We start from the raw sequence: 19,438 nt of genomic DNA on the forward strand, positions 1-19,438 counted from the left end.
CAGGAGGTTGCTATGCCAGCGAGTATTTTAATTGTAGAAGATACAGAGTCCCTTGCATTACTGTATCAGTCTTATCTTATTCCTACAGGATTAAAAATCTTTGTAGCGGGCACAGGGCAAGCTGCATTAGATTATTTAAATGCTAATCAACCTGATTTAATTATTTTAGATATCATGCTGCCTGATATGAGCGGTATGGACATTTTAGCGCAATTGCCTGAGCAAAATCGCCCTGATGTTATTGTACTCACAGCCCATGCGAGTAAAGAACTGGCTGTAGAAGCAATTCGTCATGGAGCCATTGATTTTCTTGAAAAGCCGATTGATGCAGAGCGTTTTAGGATCACGGTAAATAATGGTTTAAAATTAAAAACACTCAGCAAAAAAGTCGAAGAGTATCAATCAACGTTTGAAAACGGTCGTTTTTGCCAGTTGATAGGCAAATCTTCTGCAATGCAAAGTGTTTATCAAATCATTTCTAATGCAGCGAACTCCAAAGCTACGGTTTTTATTACAGGTGAAAGTGGCACGGGTAAAGAGTTATGCGCCAAAGCGGTGCATGAGTGTAGTGATCGAAAACAAGCCCCTTTTGTTGCATTAAACTGTGCAGCGATCCCTAAAGATTTAATAGAAAGTGAAATTTTTGGTCATGTCAAAGGTGCATTTACGGGGGCGACATCAAACCGGGAAGGTGCAGCTGGTCAGGCGGACGGCGGTACGTTATTTCTAGATGAATTATGCGAAATGGACCTTGGACTGCAAAGTAAGTTACTCCGTTTTATACAAACCGGCACTTTCCAAAAAGTAGGCAGTGAAACCTTACAGTCAGTAAATGTTAGATTTGTATGTGCAACTAACCGAGACCCTTGGTTAGAAGTGCAAGAGGGACGTTTTAGAGAAGACTTATATTACCGTTTGTATGTTATTCCGATACAGCTTCCAACATTGAGAGAGCGTGGAGAAGATGTTGTGCAAATAGCACAAGCCATGTTTGAACGTATTGCGAAAGAGGAAGGCAAACTATTTGAAAAGTTGACTGAAAACGCTAAACAAAAACTGCTTAACTATGATTGGCCAGGTAACGTACGTCAGCTAGAAAACATGATCCGCAACACCTTAGTCATGAATCATAGTGAGGTCATTGACGCGCATATGTTTCCTGCTTTCCCAATGACTAATAGCAACGTCCAACAAATTACTCCTACCAATCAAGTTAATGCACAATTAACACCTAACCAATCATTTGATGAAGTACAAAAAGGGTCACCTGTCACAACACCAAATGAATTAACGACTAAAATGCAAAGCCATTTTGATATCAGACCTATGTGGATTGTTGAAAAAGAGTATATTGAACAAGCAATTGAAATTTGTGGTAATAATATCCCCAAAGCAGCGGCCATGTTAGAGCTTAGCCCTTCAACTATTTATCGAAAGATGAAAACTTGGGAGCAGTAGCGCCTTAACTATTACATTCAGAGTTTAAGCTAATTTCTGCAATAAACTTGTTCTAAATTAACAGTACTTTTTTTACCCAGCCTAAAATCTCATCATAATAATATTCATTACATAATGGGATGAGTTTTAGGCATGGTGAATTCAAAAGATTCTATAAACATTAACAATGGAAACAAAAGGAAGTGGCAGTTAAATACGTTTTTGAAACTACTAGGGCTTGAACAGAACACATTATTAGACTTATTAAGTTCAAATAATCATTCGAACGAGTTTAATTAAAAGCGCTCTATTTATATCAGAAAACGACTTTGGGTAATGTGTGTTTTCTTTGCCATTTCGGTGCTTTTTTTTCCATTTATGACTTTTATACCTTCGATTACGCGCAAGCTACTGCCATATTAATTAGTCGCCTTGTTTTGTCAGCCAGTCTACTCGCAATGGCTTATTTTATTAATAAATGTTGTTCAGCCTTACTCATTGAAAAAGTGGTAGCACTATCCTTTTTCTTACCTTCATTGTTTTATTTAGCTTCAATGATGACCCTTGATAGTTTTAATGACGTGCCATTTATTTTCTCAATGCTACAATATTTGATTTTAGCTATGGTCGGGCTATTTCCTCTAACGATTAGAGGAAGCCATATTCTAATAGCTTTTATTTTTTTTCCGTTTGCAATTGTACAAAGTCTTTTTTATCAAGGTTATGTTTGGTCACTGTTTAATAATATGTGGCTATTTTTTCTATTCGCTGGAATTAGCTTATGGCTGCAAATAGCGCAACTTTCAATGTTGATGCACCTTTATAGAGAATCGACAGTTGATCCTTTAACTAAACTTATAAATAGACGTGCTTTGTTACGTTCGATCGAACACTTAAAATCTGAAGCAATCAAGTTCTCAGTTATCATGTTTGACCTAGATAGATTTAAGCGTATAAGCGATACATTTGGCCATATTTTTGGTGATAAAGTATTTAAAGAGGCTGCATCTGTATTATCAAATTCGGTAAGAAGTACAGATATAGTTTCACGTTATGGCGGAGAAGAGTTTTTAATAGTACTGCCAGATAAGTCAAATGCTCAGGATTTAAAACTTGCACACAAAATTTCTACGCGATTAAGAGTAGCACCTATTGCAGTGAGTAAGCACAATCATTGTATGTAACCTCAAGTATTGGCGTAACTGAATATCGTTCCGCTGAAACTACCGAGAATATTTTTAAACGCGTAGATGAACTCTTATACGATGCAAAAGAGCAGGGGAGAGATCGGGTTATATCTGATGCTGCTTAACCATTTGATTTTATTAATACTGAGTGTAAATGAAAAATCCCCACATGTGTGGGAATTTTGGTATGAGCTGATAAGGTGTTTAAATTATTTTAAGCCTTTACTCGAGAACAATGTCACTTTATCTGACACGAGTGTGATAGTGATGTTTTTCTCTTCTTCGCCCCATACGCAATTTGTGTGTAATGTTTTTTCTTCACATGAGTCTGCAGAGCCTATAATTGCTTCAACTTCAGCTTTGTCCATGCCGACTTTGATTTTGTCATAGTTTTCTTTATTTACTTTTGAACAGCCAGCTAAAGTAAGTAGTGCTGCAACTAGTAGTAATTTTTTCATATTAACCCTCGTGCTTAGTGTTTATATTTTCTTATTTGAAATATTATCCCGAGTCTAGGGTGATCTAAATAGTGTATATCACCGCTATAAACACGAGTATATTGAGACATTCTTGCTTGTTGTAATTCACCTTCGTTATCAATGAAATTGATATCTAGATCTGTTGTAACAAACAAATAATGTCTGACATGAATTTTCATTAGCCCTTCAACTTGCCACTTAAATTCATCGTTAATCGCTTGATATTGTATAGGCTTATCTAAAAGGCTAATGTAACCATCATTACTGATGTTATTAATTGCTTTATAGCTGGTTGGTTTAGCAATTTTTTGGCCGGCTATGATTTCAATACTTGGCGCTCGTCGTCTACTCATTTCAGGAAAGCGCCAGCCAGTATGTAATATTGGATTCAATCCTTTACGCTTTAACTTATTTAAAACAGATTCAAATTGAAACTGTTCTTCAGCAAGCAAGTACATCGTATCCATATGTTCTTGTGGTTCCGCAAAGGGGGTTAGTGGCAAGGCCTGCATTTCCTCGAGATAGTTTCTATCATCATCACATTGCCAAGAGCTGGATGTCGAGACAATTTGCTGACTCAATTCTCTAGGATCGAATTGTTGTTCACCTGCCAAACATTGGAGCTGACCTTGATTGTTTAGCCCTGTTTCTATCATATCCAATGTTTTTCGAGCCTGAATCGGTTTACGCTCAAGTTTAAAATCTTCTCGTAACTCAGGCGTTGGTTTTTGCTCAAAAGCAATGAGTTCAATCTCAAACCAACGAGTTGCGTTTGCATTGGCTGCAAACGCAGTTAAAAACGTCAATGTTGTGAGCTTTAAAAGCTTATGCTTCATGCAGATGCCTTTTTATCAAAATCATTTATCATGGCTCTGATTAATTTTAGTCTTTCTTGGCCATTTTTTTCTTCTATGTTGAAGCGTAACTTATTTGCCCCTTCCATTCTATAGACTGACGGATTACTTTGTATCAAGGCAATGATGAACGTTGGGTTAATTTTTGTATCAGAACTGAACTCGAAGTAGCCGCCTTTGATGTTCGCTTCTATTTTACTCATACCAATTTTGTTTGCTTGAAGTTTGATTTGCTGTATAGCAAACAAGTTTTTAGTCGCATCTGGTAGCAATCCAAAACGGTCAATAAGCTCAACTTTCATTTCGTCTATTTCATCGGCATTTGCAATAGAAGCGATACGTTTATACATGCTGAGTCGAATATTCACATCTGGAATATAATCATCAGGTAGTAGCGCAGGAATTTTAAGATCTACTTCAGTTTGCTGTTGTAACAAGTTCTCAAGTGTAGGCTCTTTGCCATCACGTAGCGCTTGAACAGCATGTTCAAGCATCTCCATATATAAAGTAAAACCTACTGACTGGATTTGACCACTTTGATCATCACCTAACAGCTCACCGGCACCACGAATTTCTAAATCGTGTGTTGCCAGCGCAAAACCAGCGCCTAAGTCTTCAAGCGACTCTATGGCTTGTAAACGTTTGACAGCATCTTTACTGAGAGATTGGCTATTTCTCGTTAACAGATAAGCATAAGCTTGGTGGTGGCTTCGACCAACACGACCTCTTAATTGATGAAGTTGTGCAAGACCAAGTTTGTCAGCTCTATCCATGATAATGGTATTTGCAGACGGAATATCAATACCCGTTTCGATGATGGTTGTACACACTAGTACATTATGTTTTTGGTGATAAAAATCACTCATCAGGTTTTCTAATTCACGCTCGCGCATTTGACCATGGGCAATGGCGACACTGGCTTCAGGCACAAGCTCTGAAATGTCAAATGCGGTTTTTTCAATAGTTTCAACATTGTTGTGTAAGAAATAAACTTGGCCACCACGTTTGATTTCACGCAAAATGGCTTCTCTTATTAGTTCATCATTACGTTCTTGAACAAATGTTTTCACAGCTAGGCGTTTTGCCGGAGGTGTAGCGATAATAGATAGATCGCGCATACCACTCATGGCCATATTAAGCGTTCTTGGAATTGGTGTAGCTGTCAGCGTTAAAATATCAACATCAGCACGAAGTTGTTTAATTTTCTCTTTTTGACGTACACCAAAGCGGTGCTCTTCGTCGACAATGAGTAAGCCTAAATCACTGAACTTAATATTGTCTTGGATAAGTTTATGTGTGCCGATGACGATATCTATGGTGCCATTTTCTAACTTAGCTAGGGTTTCTTTTTGTTCTTTTGTGCTGTTAAATCGCGATAACACACCGACTTCAACGGGTAAATCTGCAAAACGGTCTTTGAAGTTTTCAAAGTGTTGTTGAGCAAGTAGTGTGGTTGGTACAAGCACTGCAACTTGTTTACCATCGTTAACAGCGGCAAATGCCCCACGCATCGCCACTTCTGTTTTACCAAAGCCTACGTCACCACACACTAATCTATCCATCGCTTGATTAGATTGCATATCAGCAAGTACAGCTTCAATGGCGTTACGCTGGTCGTCGGTTTCTTCAAATGGAAAGCTATCTGAAAAATCACGATAGCCTTGACCATCAAGTTTAAATTTGTATCCAGGTTTGCTTTGACGTTTCGCATAGATATCAAGTAATTCAGCGGCAACATCTCTGACTTTTTCAGCAGCGCGTCTTTTCGCTTTTTCCCATACATCTGAACCTAGTTTATGAAGTGGCGCAGAAGCTTCTTCACCACCAGAATAACGACTCAACATGTGTAAGGCTGATACCGGTACGTACAGTTTTGCTTCGTTCGCATAGGTGATGGTGACAAACTCGGTTGCAACACCAGCAGCATCGATAGTTTGTAAGCCTAGGTATCTACCCACACCGTGATCTAAATGAACAATCGGTTGACCTTCTTTGAGCTCAGCTAAATTACGAATTAAAGCATCTTGGCCTTGCTCATATTTATGCTTTCTTCGGCGTCGTTGCGAAACCTTAATACCAAGTAATTCTTGCTCAGTAATAATATTTAGTTTGGGCTTACCTGAAAGTGAAATACTTTGCTCGAGTGGACTGACAATAATACCGACGTCATTAGAGGTAGCGATAAAATCATTGAGATGCTCGAATTGCTTAAGCTTTAAATTTGTAGTTTTTAATAATGTAAGTAATGATTCCCGACGACCGTCTGATTCTACACTAAATAAAATGCGTGCTTTTTGCTTCTTTTGCTCAGAAACAAACTTTAAAATTGTATCGTAAGGTTCGGCTTTTTTATGGTCTATTCGAATGCCATCGATTAAGGCGGCATCTAAATTTGTGTTGCCCGCTTTAGTAGGCAAGTTAGCTTGACTTAAATTGACACGAGCGAATTGTTTAAACTGCTGATATAGTGACTCTACGGGTAAGTAGAGTTTTTCTGGTGACAATAGTGGCCTTAAAGGATCTACTCGTCGGTTTTCGTATCGCTTTTCAACATCTTCCCAAAAACTCTTTGCAGCATGCTCTATGTCTGCAAGATGCATAATTGCCGCATCTTCTGGGAGATAATCAAAAATGGTAGAAAGTGACTCAAAGAATAGGGGTAAATAATACTCGATTCCAGCAGGCCAGTTTGCCTTGCTAACCTGCATATAGATAGAGTCTTGTTCAGAGCTTGCGCCAAACTCTGCCCGATAAGCCGTTCTGAACCTTTCTATATCTTCTGGATTAGTTGGAAATTCATGCGCCGGTAATAGGTCGATTTCTTTAACGGTATCACTCGAGCGCTGAGTTTCAATATCGAATAAACGAATTGAATCTATTTCGTCGTCAAAAAAATCGATACGGTAGGGCGTTTTACTGCCCATAGGGTATAAATCTACAATAGATCCTCTTACTGCAAATTCACCATGTTCCATGACTTGTTGAGCATGTCGATACCCCGACTCTGTTAATGAGTCTTTTAACTGCTGTGCATCAACCGTATCGCCACACTTAAATTTAAGTGCCTGACCATATATAAAACTTGGCGGAGCTGTTCTAAGCATGAGTGTTGAAACTGGAATAATTAAAACAGTTTTGCTTTGCTGCTTTAATGCATTCAGCGTTTCAAGGCGCTGTGAAATAATATCTTGGTGCGGCGAGAAGTGGTCATAAGGTAGCGTTTCCCAATCAGGGAAAGTCATCACCTTATGCTCTTGTAATAAATAGTCTAACTCTGTTTCAAGGCGCAAAGCAGAAGGGGTGTCGGGAGTGACAATAACCGTCATGGTTTTTTTATCAGCTATGTTTGCACTGATCGTGAGTGCTAAGCCACTGCCTGTTAACTGTCCCCAACTAATTTTATCTTTGTTATTTTTAACCCAAGGCATGGATTGCCAATGCGCAGACGCCATGAAAGCTCCTATTTATTATAATAATGCTGAGAGTTAATACTAATCCTCAATAATACTCAATTATTTTGAGGGACTAAAACTGACGCTAACTTTGTTGAAAATTTCTTATTTAGAACAACTAAACAGCAAAATTTCCGCCTCGTTATCGACAAGTTTTCCTTGCCTCAAAATAGATCGCTTAATTATGAGGATTTGTATAGAGGTGGTTAACACCACCTGTGTTTAATCTCTATAAATTTTTTGTAAGTCACCGTAATGGTCGATACGGCGGTCACGTAAATACGGCCAAATTCGTCGAACAGATTCACTACGGGCTTGATCGATGTCTACCGTTAAGGTTTGTTCTTGTTGCTCATCAGCATGAAGCAAGATTTCACCTTGCGGACCTGCTACAAAGGAGTTACCCCAAAATTGAATGCCTTCACTTTGACCTGATGGATCTGCTTCATGACCTACACGGTTTACTGAAATAACAGGCACTCCATTTGCAACGGCATGTGCGCGTTGTGAGATGATCCATGCGTCGCGTTGTCGGATTTGCTCATCTTTATCATCGCGAGGGTCCCAACCAATCGCTGTAGGGTAAATTAAAAACTCAGCACCAGCCATTGCCATTAAACGTGCAGCTTCAGGGAACCATTGATCCCAACATATTAATACACCTAATTTACCTACCGATGTTTGAATAGGCTCAAAGCCCAAATCACCAGGTGTAAAGTAGAACTTTTCGTAAAAACCTGGATCATCAGGGATGTGCATTTTTCTGTATTTTCCAGCGATGCTGCCATCGGTGTCTAGCACAACAGCAGTATTGTGATATAAACCCGTAGCACGCTTTTCAAATAGAGAGGTTACAATAACAATATTCAGCTCTTTCGCGAGTTCACCGTAAAGTTCAGTTGAAGGTCCAGGGATCGTTTCTGCTAAATCGAACAGTTCTGTATCTTCTGTTTGGCAAAAATAGAGACTTCTGTGAAGTTCTTGAAGCACAATAAGCTTTGCACCTTGCGCTGCGGCATTTCTAATTTCAGCGACTGTTTTATTGGTGTTTTCTGTAACGTCACTTGAGTTACTGTGTTGAACAATGCCCACTTTTAATCTGTTAGACATGTTAAATCCTCTTTAAAAAGCCTTTCGGCAATTGCATGGTAATACAATGTAAGCTACCAAATTGATGAATGATTGGAACACAATCAACCCCGATCACGGTATGCTCTGGGTAAGCTAGCTGAATTTGTTTAAGAGCAAGTGCATCTTTTTCATCATTATAAACAGGCACAAGTACCGTTTTATTCATTATTAAATAGTTCGCGTAAGTTGCAGGTAAGCGCTCGCCTTCATCATCAAAGATGGCTTTTGGCCAAGGTAGCTCAATTAGTTTATAAGCCTCACCTGAAGGCGTTCGAAATGAGCGCAACTGCTCAGCCATTTTAGCTAAAGCAGGATAATGTTCATCATTTTCATCATCGCAGCCAACATAAACTAAGGTATTTCCCGGTGCAAATCTCACTAGGGTATCGATGTGGCTGTCGGTATCATCACCTGCTAAATAACCGTGATCGACCCATAAGAAATCTTTAGCACCTAACTTGTCTTTTAAGATTCGCTCAACGTCATCTTTTGATAATTCAGAGTTGCGGTTATCATTTAACAAGCACTCGCTTGTTGTTAATAATGTGCCTGCTTCATTAATTTCAATGCCGCCACCTTCAAGCACCATGTCAACGACATCATATTCATTCTCAGGTGCTACAAGTTCATTGACCAGTACACTATTGATTTTATTATCTAGTTCAGCGGCAAATTTATTGCCCCAGCCTGTAAAAGAGAAGTCTTTGATGGATAACTTACCCTCAGCATTTTGGGTTGTAATAGGGCCGTGATCTCGTGCCCAGGTATCATTGTATGGGGTAACTACAAAATGAACTTTTGTAAGGTCAACTTCATGGTTATTTAGTAAGTTTGAAATGTGAGCTTTAAGTGATTCATTGTGGGCAACAATCACCACATCTTCTACTTGTGATATTTGCTGGCATAAAGCGACGTATACAGGCTCAACTTTGTCTAAAATATCAGACCAATCAGTGTCTAAATGAGGCCAAGTTAGCATAACTGCATCTTGCTCGGCCCACTCTGGTAAAAGTGTAAATTGCATTAGCGATTGAGATAAAAGAAATATAATTCTCTATTTTATCATTTACACTCAAACTGTCAGTATTTTTGTCTGCTCCTTACTTATTTTGCTTCTTTTTTAGTTGTCGGGTTTGTGCATGTAGACTTGCTCTGACCATTAACTCTTGATCGTCGTCTCTTATTTGTACAAAAGCCAAGGTATGCTGATATTGATTTTCAGATAAATATTCAACTTCAATGACTTGTGTATAACAATAAATGGCACTGGCTTCATGATTTAAAAATATTTTGGTTCTTAAGTTTTGACTAACAGAAAAGGGGGAAGCACACGTTACTTTAAGACCACCACCACCATAACTATCACAATATTGATTGGTGTCGTCGGGTTGTTCTGTTGAGAGAATATGACTCATTATAAGGTCAATTTTTCGAGACTGTGCTTTTAAGTATTCAGCAAGCTGAGAGGCAACATCTCCTAAATTTCTCAGAGGTCTTAATGCATTAACATCTAATTCATTGACTTCATTTGCCAATCTAAAAAGTGGCGGGATGGAAAGGTCTAGCGCTTGTTTTGTTTGTGGTACTTCACTTTCTTCTACAGCAAACAGATTGACTTGATTTGCTTCTTCTACTTGAAAATAGGCACTAAATTCTTCTTTTAAGTTGCTGCTCATTGGGTCACGGCTTAATTAAATTTAAAGTATCTTAACCTTGTTTATTATTAATCTCTAGTTTTGTTGTTCCTGGTTACCTTTATATGATATATATTGGAACACATCATACTGATTGAGCAAAAAAATTAATTATGTGCTAAAAATGCTGTAATTAAACAAGGAAATCAATGAAGATCCCAACTAAATTAAAAAAAGGGTGTAAAGTTGCAGTTTGCACCTTTTCATCACCAGTTCCTCTGAGTTTAGAAAAACGTTTTCAAGAATGTATCAAAACTTTAAAGTCATTTGGTCTTGACGTTTATGTTGATGAAAATGTTTTAACTGATACGGCCATTTCAAAACAGTGCATTGCAAATTCATTAAATAAATATCTATGTGACGATAAGTTTGATGCGGTTATTCCACCATGGGGCGGAGATTTTGCTATCGAAGTTTTGCCTTTGCTTGATTGGGATAGGATAGCAAAATCAAAGCCAAAATGGATTTTTGGTTTTTCTGATATTAGTACTTTGACAACTACAATTACAAGTAGAGTAGGTTGGTATACCGTTCATAGTGCTAACTTGATGCAAATTGCAGGAAATGAAAATTGTAATTATGTTAATTCACTGTTTGATTTACTCTTTAATGCAGCAGAGGGTTATTCATTTGAACAGAAGTCTTCTTCTTATCATGAGTTTAATTATCCTGATTATAAAAGTAAGCCGTTGTCATCTTATTCTTTAGATACTATGAGTGAATTAATCATCATTAATAGTCATGAAGAAAAGTCTATAAAAGGTTCATTAATTGGTGGATGTATTGACACACTCCAGCTTACGATGGGATCAGAGTTTTTGTCTCTAGAAAGCAAGGGGAGTTCAAAAGACACCATTCTTTATCTTGAAAATGGAGAGTTAAGTACAACACAATATAAGCGTGCACTTTTGAGTCTAAAAATTAAAGGTTTCTTTTCTAAGTGTCGTTGTATTTTAATTGGCAGAAATAAATTCGAGTATTCGAATAAATGCCTTGGAAATGAAGAAATGACTTTGAATGAAGTGTTTGCTGATGTAAACATTCCTGTTTTCGGAAACCTAGATATTGGCCACGTTTCTCCTAATTTCACACTCGTGAATGGCGCGAAAGCGCAGGTGAATTTTGTAAAAAATAAAATAATCTTAAATCAAGAGTTGATATAAAATTATTATTATTCAACCATTTGGGTTGTACCTTTTACAGGGATGTATAACGAAATTCCTTTTAACTAGTTAAAAGTATTAGTTTTTTATTCATCCCCTAATATCTTTATCCCTTTCTCTTATAATCCCCTAAATTTAAATTGATATCGTTTTGGATTTCCATTAATTTAGCACTTAAGGGTTAGTTTTTTCTTGCCATTGTATAAAAATAAAGCGCATCACTGATTGTGAATGCCAATATGAGTTATCTCAGCTATGGATTTTAATACCTCGTTATCTCATTCTGCCCAGTGTCTTAAGCAAGCAATACCGCTCCTGGTCAAATATAAAATACCCGTTACACCAATAAATTATGCTATTTGGTATTGTTATGTTCTAGGTGGTAATTTAGCTTTAAATATTGAGCTTGATAATATTCTAGCAGAACATGGCACTTGCCCAGCTTCATCAGCTAGATACTTATTTGACAAATATCTGTCTGACAAAGACTTAGCGCTTTTTCATCAGATCTCCGATAACTTCCAAGGTACACTTGAGTCTGTACAAATTGACATAGACTCTACACTTGCGAGTTCCCAAAGCTTTAATTCTGTTTTGTTACAGTGTAAATCAGATCTCAGCGCGCTTGATAAGAATGATATTTCTAGTTTTGATAATGTATTGAGCTATGTTGATAAACTGACTGAAGAGTCTGTTGTTATGCAGCAAACGGCTTTTTCTTTTCAAAAAAAGTTGCAAGCTGCATATAGTGAAATTACAGAGTTAAAACAAGCCCTTGTAAGTACACAGGAAGCAGCAGTAACAGATCAGCTTACTGGTTTACTTAACCGAGGCAAGTTCGACGATGATATTGTAGTACATATCAATCAGTTTATTAGCAGCAACCCAATTTCTAAAACACTTATCTTTTTAGATATTGACCACTTTAAACAATTTAATGACGATTTTGGTCATCAAAAAGGGGATGATGTACTCAAAGTTGTTGCTAATAAGCTTTCGAGGCATTGTTTAAATAAAGCTAATGCTTATAGATATGGTGGTGAAGAGTTCTGTATTTTGGCAGATTTCAAGAGTGTTAGCGAGGCATTGAATTTCTGTCAGGCTATTCGTCAAGATATTGAAAAACTCTCAGTTAAAGGAAAGAAAACTGGTAAAGCAATACGCAATATTACAGCGAGCTTTGGTATTGCTTTTTATAAACAAAAACAAAGTTTAGAGGACTTTATTGCTTCTGCCGACAAGGCTTTATATCTAGCAAAAGCCCATGGTCGTAATAGAGTAGAAATAGCGCCAGCAATTTAATCAGGTTTTCTCGAATCTATTAGACGCTATAATGTGGTTTTATTTTACATAGGGATGATTACAATGATTTTGTTTTCACACTTATCCCTCATGTTTACCCATGATGTGTTTTTAGGCCGCGTTTAGCGGCCTTTTTTTATCCCTCTTGAATATATTACTAATAAAGCAGTACTCGTTTTATTTTAATCTTTCCTTGCTTAATCCTGCCTATTTAATTCAAACCATTTATAAAAAAGCCGTATCAGAAGCAAGTGCGGCTTATTACGTTTTTTCATTACAATGTTTTGCTTTATAGCACCATGGCAGCAATCCAACCAAATATGAGTAATGGAATATTAAAGTGGATAAATGTTGGGATCACTGAGTCTTTAATATGGTCATGCTGACCGTCAGCATTGAGTCCTGAGGTAGGTCCTAGTGTAGAATCAGAAGCAGGGGAGCCAGCATCGCCTAAAGCGCCCGCTGTGCCTACTAAAGCAGCAGTTGCCATTGGAGAAAAACCAATAGTGAGGCAAAGTGGTACAAATAAAGTGGCGATAATTGGCACTGTAGAAAATGAACTACCTATACCCATGGTTATTAATAAACCGACTAGTAAAATCATCGCTGCAGCTAAGGGTTTATTACCCGAGACTATATCAGCTGTAGTGTTAACCAAACTAGTTACATCACCTGTTGCTTTCATGACTGACGCGAAGCCTTGAGCTGAAATCATGATAAAGCCAATCATAGCCATCATAGCAACACCTTGGCTAAAGACATCGGAGCTTTGCTCCCACTTTACAATGCCGAAAATACTAAATATCATCACGCCAACAAGGCCACCTAAGATCATTGAGCCACTGACATTTTGTGCCAGTAATGAGCATACAACGGCAATACCGCCAATGATCATTACTTTTTTAGGGTTCTCGACATTTATCTTAGTCGATGATTTTTCTGATTCTTTGTCTGAGTAGTGTCTGTCCTTTCTATAACTAAAAAACACTGCGATGATCAGGCCGAGAAGCATACCTAGTGCTGGAATAATCATGGCTTCAGGTACATCGGTATTCACTATTTCTAAGCCGTTTTCAGCTAAGTTTTTATGCAAAATAGAATAAAGGTAAATACCGCCAAAGCCATAAGGGAGAACCATATAAGAAGTCGCAAGTCCAAATGTTAAAATACAAGCAATTGCACGTCTATCAAGCTGTAGCTTATTAAAGACTACCAACAATGGTGGGATCAAAATAGGTATAAATGCGATATGTACGGGGACCAAATTTTGTGACGCAATCGCGCATGACAAAATGATGGTCATGATCAGCATGCTTAATGTTTGCAAATGTTTAGAGTGTGCTTTGTCTACTTTCGACAGTAATTTATCGGCAAGAATGAGCGTTAAGCCTGATTTTGATATGGCTACTGCAAATGCACCTAGCATAGCGTAACTTAATGCGATTTCTGCGCCACCAGATAAACCACTGTTAAATGCTTTTAATGTATCACCTAAACCGAGACCTGCGATCAAACCTGCAGACAGTGCACTGATTGTCATTGCTACAATCACGTTTACTCTGGCCAAAGACAGGCCTAACATGAGCAAAACCCCAATTAATACTGAATTCATACTAATCTCTTTTATTGTTTTTAAATTGTTTTGTTAATGCTAAATACTGTTTCTTTAATTCTGTTAATTCACTTTTATTTCCGTATCGAACTTTTTCGAACTCATATAGAAAATTATTAAGTTTTACTCTTAACTTTGGATATTTTGATTGAATAGCCGAAATGATTTGTCCCGGTGTTTTAGTATTATCAAATTCACCACAAGCGTTAACCTGTAATTTGCATAACAGTTTAACAGGCAAGGGAGTGGTTCGATGTGAATTGCGTTGTAATATCCAATAAACTAATGCAAATAACAAACTAAGACCTATGATCACCGCGATACCTGAAAGCATTTTAGCCTTTTCGCCAAATATATTTTTTAGAAAGCTACTTTGCTTTTGGTCATCAAAATTTAAAACCCAACGTGTCCATTGATAATCAAATGATTCTAGCTGCAACCGTAGCCAATTAACTAATGCAACATCAGATAACCCCATGAGTGTTATGCCAATGTTACTTTTCAATTCTTCCGCCAATTGGCTATGCTGAGATAAAGAGCCATTTAAACGCTCTGGCGATACCCATGCTGTTGGATCTAACTCGAGCCAACCTTGAGTAGGGACGTAATATTCAAGCCAAGCATGCGCATCGTATTGATAAACACTGTAGTAGTTATTTTCTGAATTGAGTTCACCACCTAAATAGCCCGACACTAATCTTGCTGGGATCCCAACAGTGCGCATCATCATGGCAACCGTAGAAGCATAATGCCCACAAAACCCCGCTTTGTTGTTAAATAAGAATTCATCAATTTTGTTACTAGACTGGCTGATAGGTGGGTTAAGCGTATAAGTAAAGCCTTGAGCTAAAATATAATCCCTCAATAAAGCAATAAATTCTGCAGTATCATTACTTTGTTTATCAATCTGCTCAGCCAGTGCTCTTGCTTGAGGATTTAAATCACTTGGTAATTGAATATTTTGTCTGTATTGCCAACGGGTAATACTGGAGTCTTGAGTGTCAACGACATTATAAACTTGGTATTCAAATGCTGAACTGACAGGGCGCTTTCTATAAGGCAGACCGAACACATTAGTCGCGACTAAGTCTTGCTCTGTTGTCATTTTTTCAAGCGTATAAAGCCATTTTAAATGGCTGGGCTCAACAATAATGGTGTAGTTATGCGAACTATCACTGGCTTGATAATTCGCCGAAACACTTTGTAATGACGACATATTCCAACGTGTACCATCAAATTCATCATGTATAAGCGCACGCCAATAAAATGGGCCTTCCACATTTCGCTCTTTTGGGAAGATAGCTCGGAAAACTAGCTCATTTGATTCGGATAGTTTTGAAATTTCAAACGGATCAACATTTTCTGATAGACCAGTTTTGGCGGAGTTAGGTCCTGGGAGTTGCCAAAATGCAGGTAATTTAGGAATAAAAAGTACTAACATTACGCTGACTGGAATTGTTAAAGCCAATTTGCTGAATGCGTTTTTAACGGCTTCTTTTGGTGAAAACTCATATTGATATATCAGCATTAAGGCTAAATTAAAGCCAATTAATATAAATACCAACAATGCCGAGAAGAAATTTTGCGAGAATATAAATAAGCAGGGAATTGTGAAAAAGTTAAGTACAAACACTTGCAGGGTCTGCCTGTCAGTTTTCGCTTGATATATTTTAAGTATCGATGCCAAAAGCATCATAGAAACAAAAAATGCAACTGAGTTTTTAACGCCAACGAATCCCATTAGCAGTGCAATACCCGCTAATGCGCATCCATTGATAATACTGTCTGTTATAGTCTTTTTATAGATTACTCGGTTCAATTCGTAAGCTATAAATAAGCCTGTAATATAAGATACAATAACGAAACCAAGATCATCGGCCATTATCCAAGCAAGTAATAAGTAAATAAGGGAGCAAGAAATTTGGTTAAGCTTCACTTAGCGCCTCCAAACATTTCTTTTTATGACTATTTCCTTGGCTTAAAGTAATAAGTCTATTTGGTAATCTAAGGGCGTAACTTTGTTGCTCTATTTCGGCCTGCACGATTAAAAAGCTCAGCTGTGACAGTTTATCTTCTTTAGTGCCTGAAACTTTATCAAAATCAAAGCCATAGCTAGCTGATTTATTTGGTGATTGATAGTCTTTGACTAAGAGCTCTTTATTCTTAGCAAAATGCCGCCAAGATATCCTATGTATACTCATACCTTCGCGATAACTTTTTAATTCATTAAAGTCTTCAGCTAAAGCCTTATCGTCGAGTGCTTTTTCACCTTTTTCGTAAATAATGAAGCTATTCTTTGGAAGCTCTGTTTCAACTTGTGCTGGGTAGGCATAGATATGTTTTTCGCTTATCAAATAACTCCAAATAGTGACTAAACCAAACGGATAGTGGGTGAGGATTTTAAAACGCCCGAGCTTATGTTTACCACGTTTTACAGGCAAAAATATTTCTAAAAACTCGTTATTCTTTATTCTTTTTAGAATGCTTTTTTCTTTTGTATCAATATGCTCTATCTGAATATCGTAACGTTGCTTTTGATTTTCGATTTTAAAGGTTACCGATGGTCTTTTATCGGCAAAATCATCTTTAATTGCCGCGACTTCAATTATCAACCCATTGAAATTACTAAAAGCATATATCAAGCACATGAGAAGCATAACAAACATCAAGTAAGAAACAGCTAAGATCAAATTATTTTGATAATTAATGCCTAATATAAAGTTTAAAACTGCTATCCCTAAGAATCCTAGTCCTGACTTGGATGGTGAAACATAAATAGTATCATGCTTGAGTCTTATACTGTCTCCTTGATGCTTTTTTAACAACAAAGCATCAAACCAAGCAGGTTGGGGCAGTTTAATCATTACATCTGAACCGGTACTTGTGAGTATATATCGTCGATTATTCTAAATTGCTCTGTGGCATCTAAGTTGAGCCTGTGGCCAGCAACTGCAGGAAAAACGGCCTGTACGTCATCATGAGTAACATAATCTCTGCCGTGTATTATCGCCCATGCTTTACTAGCTGTTCCTAATGCAATACTTGCTCTTGGCGACAGGGGATCTTTAAATAAGCCAGACTCTCGTGTGAAACTCACTAAATCTAATATATATTGAACAACTTGCTCTTTAATATCCATCTCTTCAATGGCTGATTGCAATTCCGATAGGGTGTTTAGTTCCATCAATTGCGTGAGCGTTGTTTTTCTACCATGGTCTCCAAGTATAAGTTTCTTTTCAGCGTCTTTAGACGGATATCCCAAGCTAACGCGCATGAAAAAGCGGTCTAATTGTGATTCTGGTAGGGGGTGTGTACCTGATTGATGTAATGGGTTTTGTGTCGCAATCACAAAAAAAGGCTCTGGTAGTAGATGACTTTGACCATCCATGGTTACTTGTCTTTCTTCCATGGCTTCAAGCAATGCACTTTGTGTTTTAGGACTCGCCCGGTTTATTTCATCAGCAAGTAAAACTTGTGTAAAAACAGGGCCTTCATGAAATACAAAGTTCTGCTTATCGGTATTAAATATAGTTGAGCCAGTTATGTCAGCTGGAAGTAAATCACTGGTAAATTGAACTCTTTGGTAGGTTAAACCTAAAACTTCTGCTAAACCATGGGATAAAGTGGTTTTACCCATTCCAGGCAAATCTTCAATTAATAAGTGACCTTTACAAAGTAGACTACAAATCGCCAACTTCACTTGAGGTTGTTTATCATAAATGACAGTTGAAAGCGCTTCTAGTAGCGTATTTATTTTTGTTTTCATGTAACCAGTTCTAATCTTTTTAATACTGTATCGACTTTTTTCGCATTGAATGGTTTTTCTATAAAATCTTTAGCACCACATTCCCATGTATTTTGCACACACTCTAGACTGTTATGTCCAGAACACATGATCACATGTGACTTAGGATAGTGTTCATTTAAGTAATCTAAAATGGCTGAACCATCAGTATTTGGAAGTTCAATATCGAGGAAAATTAAGTTAGGGGGATTCTTTTCAAGATGATTTTTTGCAGAGTCGAAATCTTCAGATCCAGATACCTCCTCAAATCCGAGGTCTTCTAAAATATTGCCCAAATACTCACGGGCTTCAACAGAGTCGTCGATGATTAAAATAGGTTCTAGTGGTCTAACAAATTCCATATGTTTTTACTTCTTAAAAAATTTTTCTTCATACTAAGATAACAGAAAAGATTAAACAATAGATTACACCGCTTTAAAATGTCCGATACCGTCTAGTATTGGACATTAAATGTTTTTTTAATGTTTAATATGAAGAAGTCTATATTTGTATTAGCTACCACTTAATATCGCATAATTTATATTATGTTAAATAAACTGAATAACTAAATTAAACATACACTACCTGTGATTTATTTAAGCTTTTATTACTCTTATTAATACTCTTTTCCAATGATTGAGTTTTCAAATTCTGAAATTTTAAAAATCTAATTGTTTTATATGTTTGTTATTTTTTACCAGATCTGAAATCGATTTCGAATTGGTTTTTATGTTTTTTGTTTATATGGTGATGCCCTGTAACATCTTCTAATTTTTTACTCTTAAACAAAACTTGCTCGAAGCTTGATAAGCTAGCTACTATTTCTAAATCGTTAGATAAGATCGTGTCTAGTTGATTGTGTTTGAATAGTACATTTGGATCGCCCTTAGTGTTAACGCCAAAACATGACAAATATTCTTTTCTGCAGATATGTTCATAGATTTTATAACTCATGTTATAGCCAACCGGAATTTTTCCTTGTAATGCCATTTCACAATCTTTCGGGCTTTTACAATACAGATTTATAGAAGCATAAATTAATGGCGTATCTATCTTTATTAGATTTTCATATTCATCAGCAACTGAATTGACTCGCAAAAATTCTGCATCTAACTTACCTTTATTCGTTAACCTGAGCGATCTGCTTTCTGGCAAGTTTTTCCAAATAACGGTCTTATCTAATTCGTTGTAAGCTTGTGTGACAATCTCTTTTATATTTGCAATGTATTTGTTTTCTTTGACTGCAATACCAATAGAAATTTCATTGCTTGTACTGTTTGCTAAATTTTGATTTTAATAATATCACCATTGCAAATATCAATTTGTTAAACATATTCCTTCAC

General features: G+C 37.1%; 16 protein-coding genes. 4 read left to right on the forward strand and 12 right to left on the reverse strand.

Features of this window, described 5'->3' with window-relative positions:
• The first annotated feature begins 12 nt into the window (after window positions 1-12).
• Window positions 13-1,458 (forward strand): sigma-54 dependent transcriptional regulator, encoded by a 1,446-nt coding sequence (locus ABMY35_RS13400; protein WP_349286646.1) that lies wholly within the window; start codon window positions 13-15, stop codon window positions 1,456-1,458.
• A 416-nt stretch (window positions 1,459-1,874) separates the two neighbouring features.
• Entirely contained in the window at window positions 1,875-2,621 is a 747-nt protein-coding gene (locus ABMY35_RS13405) for a GGDEF domain-containing protein (RefSeq protein WP_349286647.1), read from the forward strand.
• 212 nt (window positions 2,622-2,833) lie between these two features.
• On the opposite strand, the gene ABMY35_RS13410 is transcribed toward ABMY35_RS13405, so the two are convergent.
• The 6 genes from ABMY35_RS13410 to ABMY35_RS13435 all read right to left on the reverse strand — a co-directional run bounded on the left by ABMY35_RS13410 (window position 2,834) and on the right by ABMY35_RS13435 (window position 10,216).
• Window positions 2,834-3,082, reverse strand: coding sequence for a DUF3862 domain-containing protein (locus tag ABMY35_RS13410; RefSeq protein ID WP_349286648.1), 249 nt, complete (start codon window positions 3,080-3,082; stop codon window positions 2,834-2,836).
• Between the two features lie 14 nt (window positions 3,083-3,096).
• A complete protein-coding gene (locus ABMY35_RS13415; protein WP_349286649.1) occupies window positions 3,097-3,939 on the reverse strand; it encodes a CsiV family protein in 843 nt (280 codons plus the stop codon).
• The gene (mfd, locus tag ABMY35_RS13420) at window positions 3,936-7,409 is read right to left on the reverse strand and encodes a transcription-repair coupling factor (protein ID WP_349286650.1); all 3,474 of its coding nucleotides are present in this window, start codon (window positions 7,407-7,409) and stop codon (window positions 3,936-3,938) included. The genes ABMY35_RS13415 and mfd overlap by 4 nt, the downstream gene beginning before the upstream one ends.
• A 222-nt stretch (window positions 7,410-7,631) precedes the next feature.
• Window positions 7,632-8,519, reverse strand: a complete 888-nt coding sequence (locus ABMY35_RS13425; protein ID WP_349286651.1) for a carbon-nitrogen hydrolase — start codon at window positions 8,517-8,519, stop codon at window positions 7,632-7,634.
• Between the two features lies 1 nt (window position 8,520).
• The gene (locus ABMY35_RS13430; protein ID WP_349286652.1) at window positions 8,521-9,564 is read right to left on the reverse strand and encodes an agmatine deiminase family protein; all 1,044 of its coding nucleotides are present in this window, start codon (window positions 9,562-9,564) and stop codon (window positions 8,521-8,523) included.
• Window positions 9,565-9,640: 76 nt separating this feature from the next.
• On the reverse strand, window positions 9,641-10,216 hold the full coding sequence (locus ABMY35_RS13435) for a PilZ domain-containing protein (protein ID WP_349286653.1): 576 nt from the start codon (window positions 10,214-10,216) through the stop codon (window positions 9,641-9,643).
• Between the two features lie 167 nt (window positions 10,217-10,383).
• Here ABMY35_RS13435 and ABMY35_RS13440 point away from each other — a divergent pair, with 167 nt between their 5' ends.
• Together ABMY35_RS13440 and ABMY35_RS13445 are read left to right on the forward strand one after the other, a co-directional pair.
• Window positions 10,384-11,397 (forward strand): LD-carboxypeptidase, encoded by a 1,014-nt coding sequence (locus ABMY35_RS13440; RefSeq protein ID WP_349286654.1) that lies wholly within the window; start codon window positions 10,384-10,386, stop codon window positions 11,395-11,397.
• A gap of 255 nt (window positions 11,398-11,652) precedes the next feature.
• Window positions 11,653-12,699 carry a GGDEF domain-containing protein gene (locus ABMY35_RS13445; RefSeq protein WP_349286655.1) on the forward strand — a complete coding sequence of 349 codons (1,047 nt, stop codon included), beginning with the start codon at window positions 11,653-11,655 and terminating at the stop codon, window positions 12,697-12,699.
• A gap of 289 nt (window positions 12,700-12,988) precedes the next feature.
• On the opposite strand, the gene ABMY35_RS13450 is transcribed toward ABMY35_RS13445, so the two are convergent.
• The 6 genes from ABMY35_RS13450 to ABMY35_RS13475 all read right to left on the reverse strand — a co-directional run bounded on the left by ABMY35_RS13450 (window position 12,989) and on the right by ABMY35_RS13475 (window position 19,250).
• Window positions 12,989-14,311, reverse strand: a complete 1,323-nt coding sequence (locus tag ABMY35_RS13450) for a Na+/H+ antiporter family protein (RefSeq protein WP_349286656.1) — start codon at window positions 14,309-14,311, stop codon at window positions 12,989-12,991.
• A 1-nt stretch (window position 14,312) separates the two neighbouring features.
• Entirely contained in the window at window positions 14,313-16,247 is a 1,935-nt protein-coding gene (locus tag ABMY35_RS13455) for a DUF3488 and transglutaminase-like domain-containing protein (protein WP_349286657.1), read from the reverse strand.
• The gene (locus tag ABMY35_RS13460; protein WP_349286658.1) at window positions 16,237-17,175 is read right to left on the reverse strand and encodes a DUF58 domain-containing protein; all 939 of its coding nucleotides are present in this window, start codon (window positions 17,173-17,175) and stop codon (window positions 16,237-16,239) included. The genes ABMY35_RS13455 and ABMY35_RS13460 overlap by 11 nt, the downstream gene beginning before the upstream one ends.
• On the reverse strand, window positions 17,175-18,077 hold the full coding sequence (locus ABMY35_RS13465) for an AAA family ATPase (RefSeq protein ID WP_349286659.1): 903 nt from the start codon (window positions 18,075-18,077) through the stop codon (window positions 17,175-17,177). Before ABMY35_RS13465 ends, ABMY35_RS13460 begins: the two co-directional genes overlap by 1 nt.
• Complete coding sequence (locus ABMY35_RS13470; RefSeq protein ID WP_349286660.1) at window positions 18,074-18,457, reverse strand: response regulator; 384 nt, start codon at window positions 18,455-18,457, stop codon at window positions 18,074-18,076. Before ABMY35_RS13470 ends, ABMY35_RS13465 begins: the two co-directional genes overlap by 4 nt.
• 325 nt (window positions 18,458-18,782) lie before the next feature.
• Window positions 18,783-19,250 (reverse strand): hypothetical protein, encoded by a 468-nt coding sequence (locus ABMY35_RS13475; RefSeq protein ID WP_349286661.1) that lies wholly within the window; start codon window positions 19,248-19,250, stop codon window positions 18,783-18,785.
• Window positions 19,251-19,438: the final 188 nt, after the last annotated feature.

This window comes from Pseudoalteromonas sp. BZB3 (assembly GCF_040104455.1).
Classification (GTDB): Bacteria; Pseudomonadota; Gammaproteobacteria; order Enterobacterales; family Alteromonadaceae; genus Pseudoalteromonas.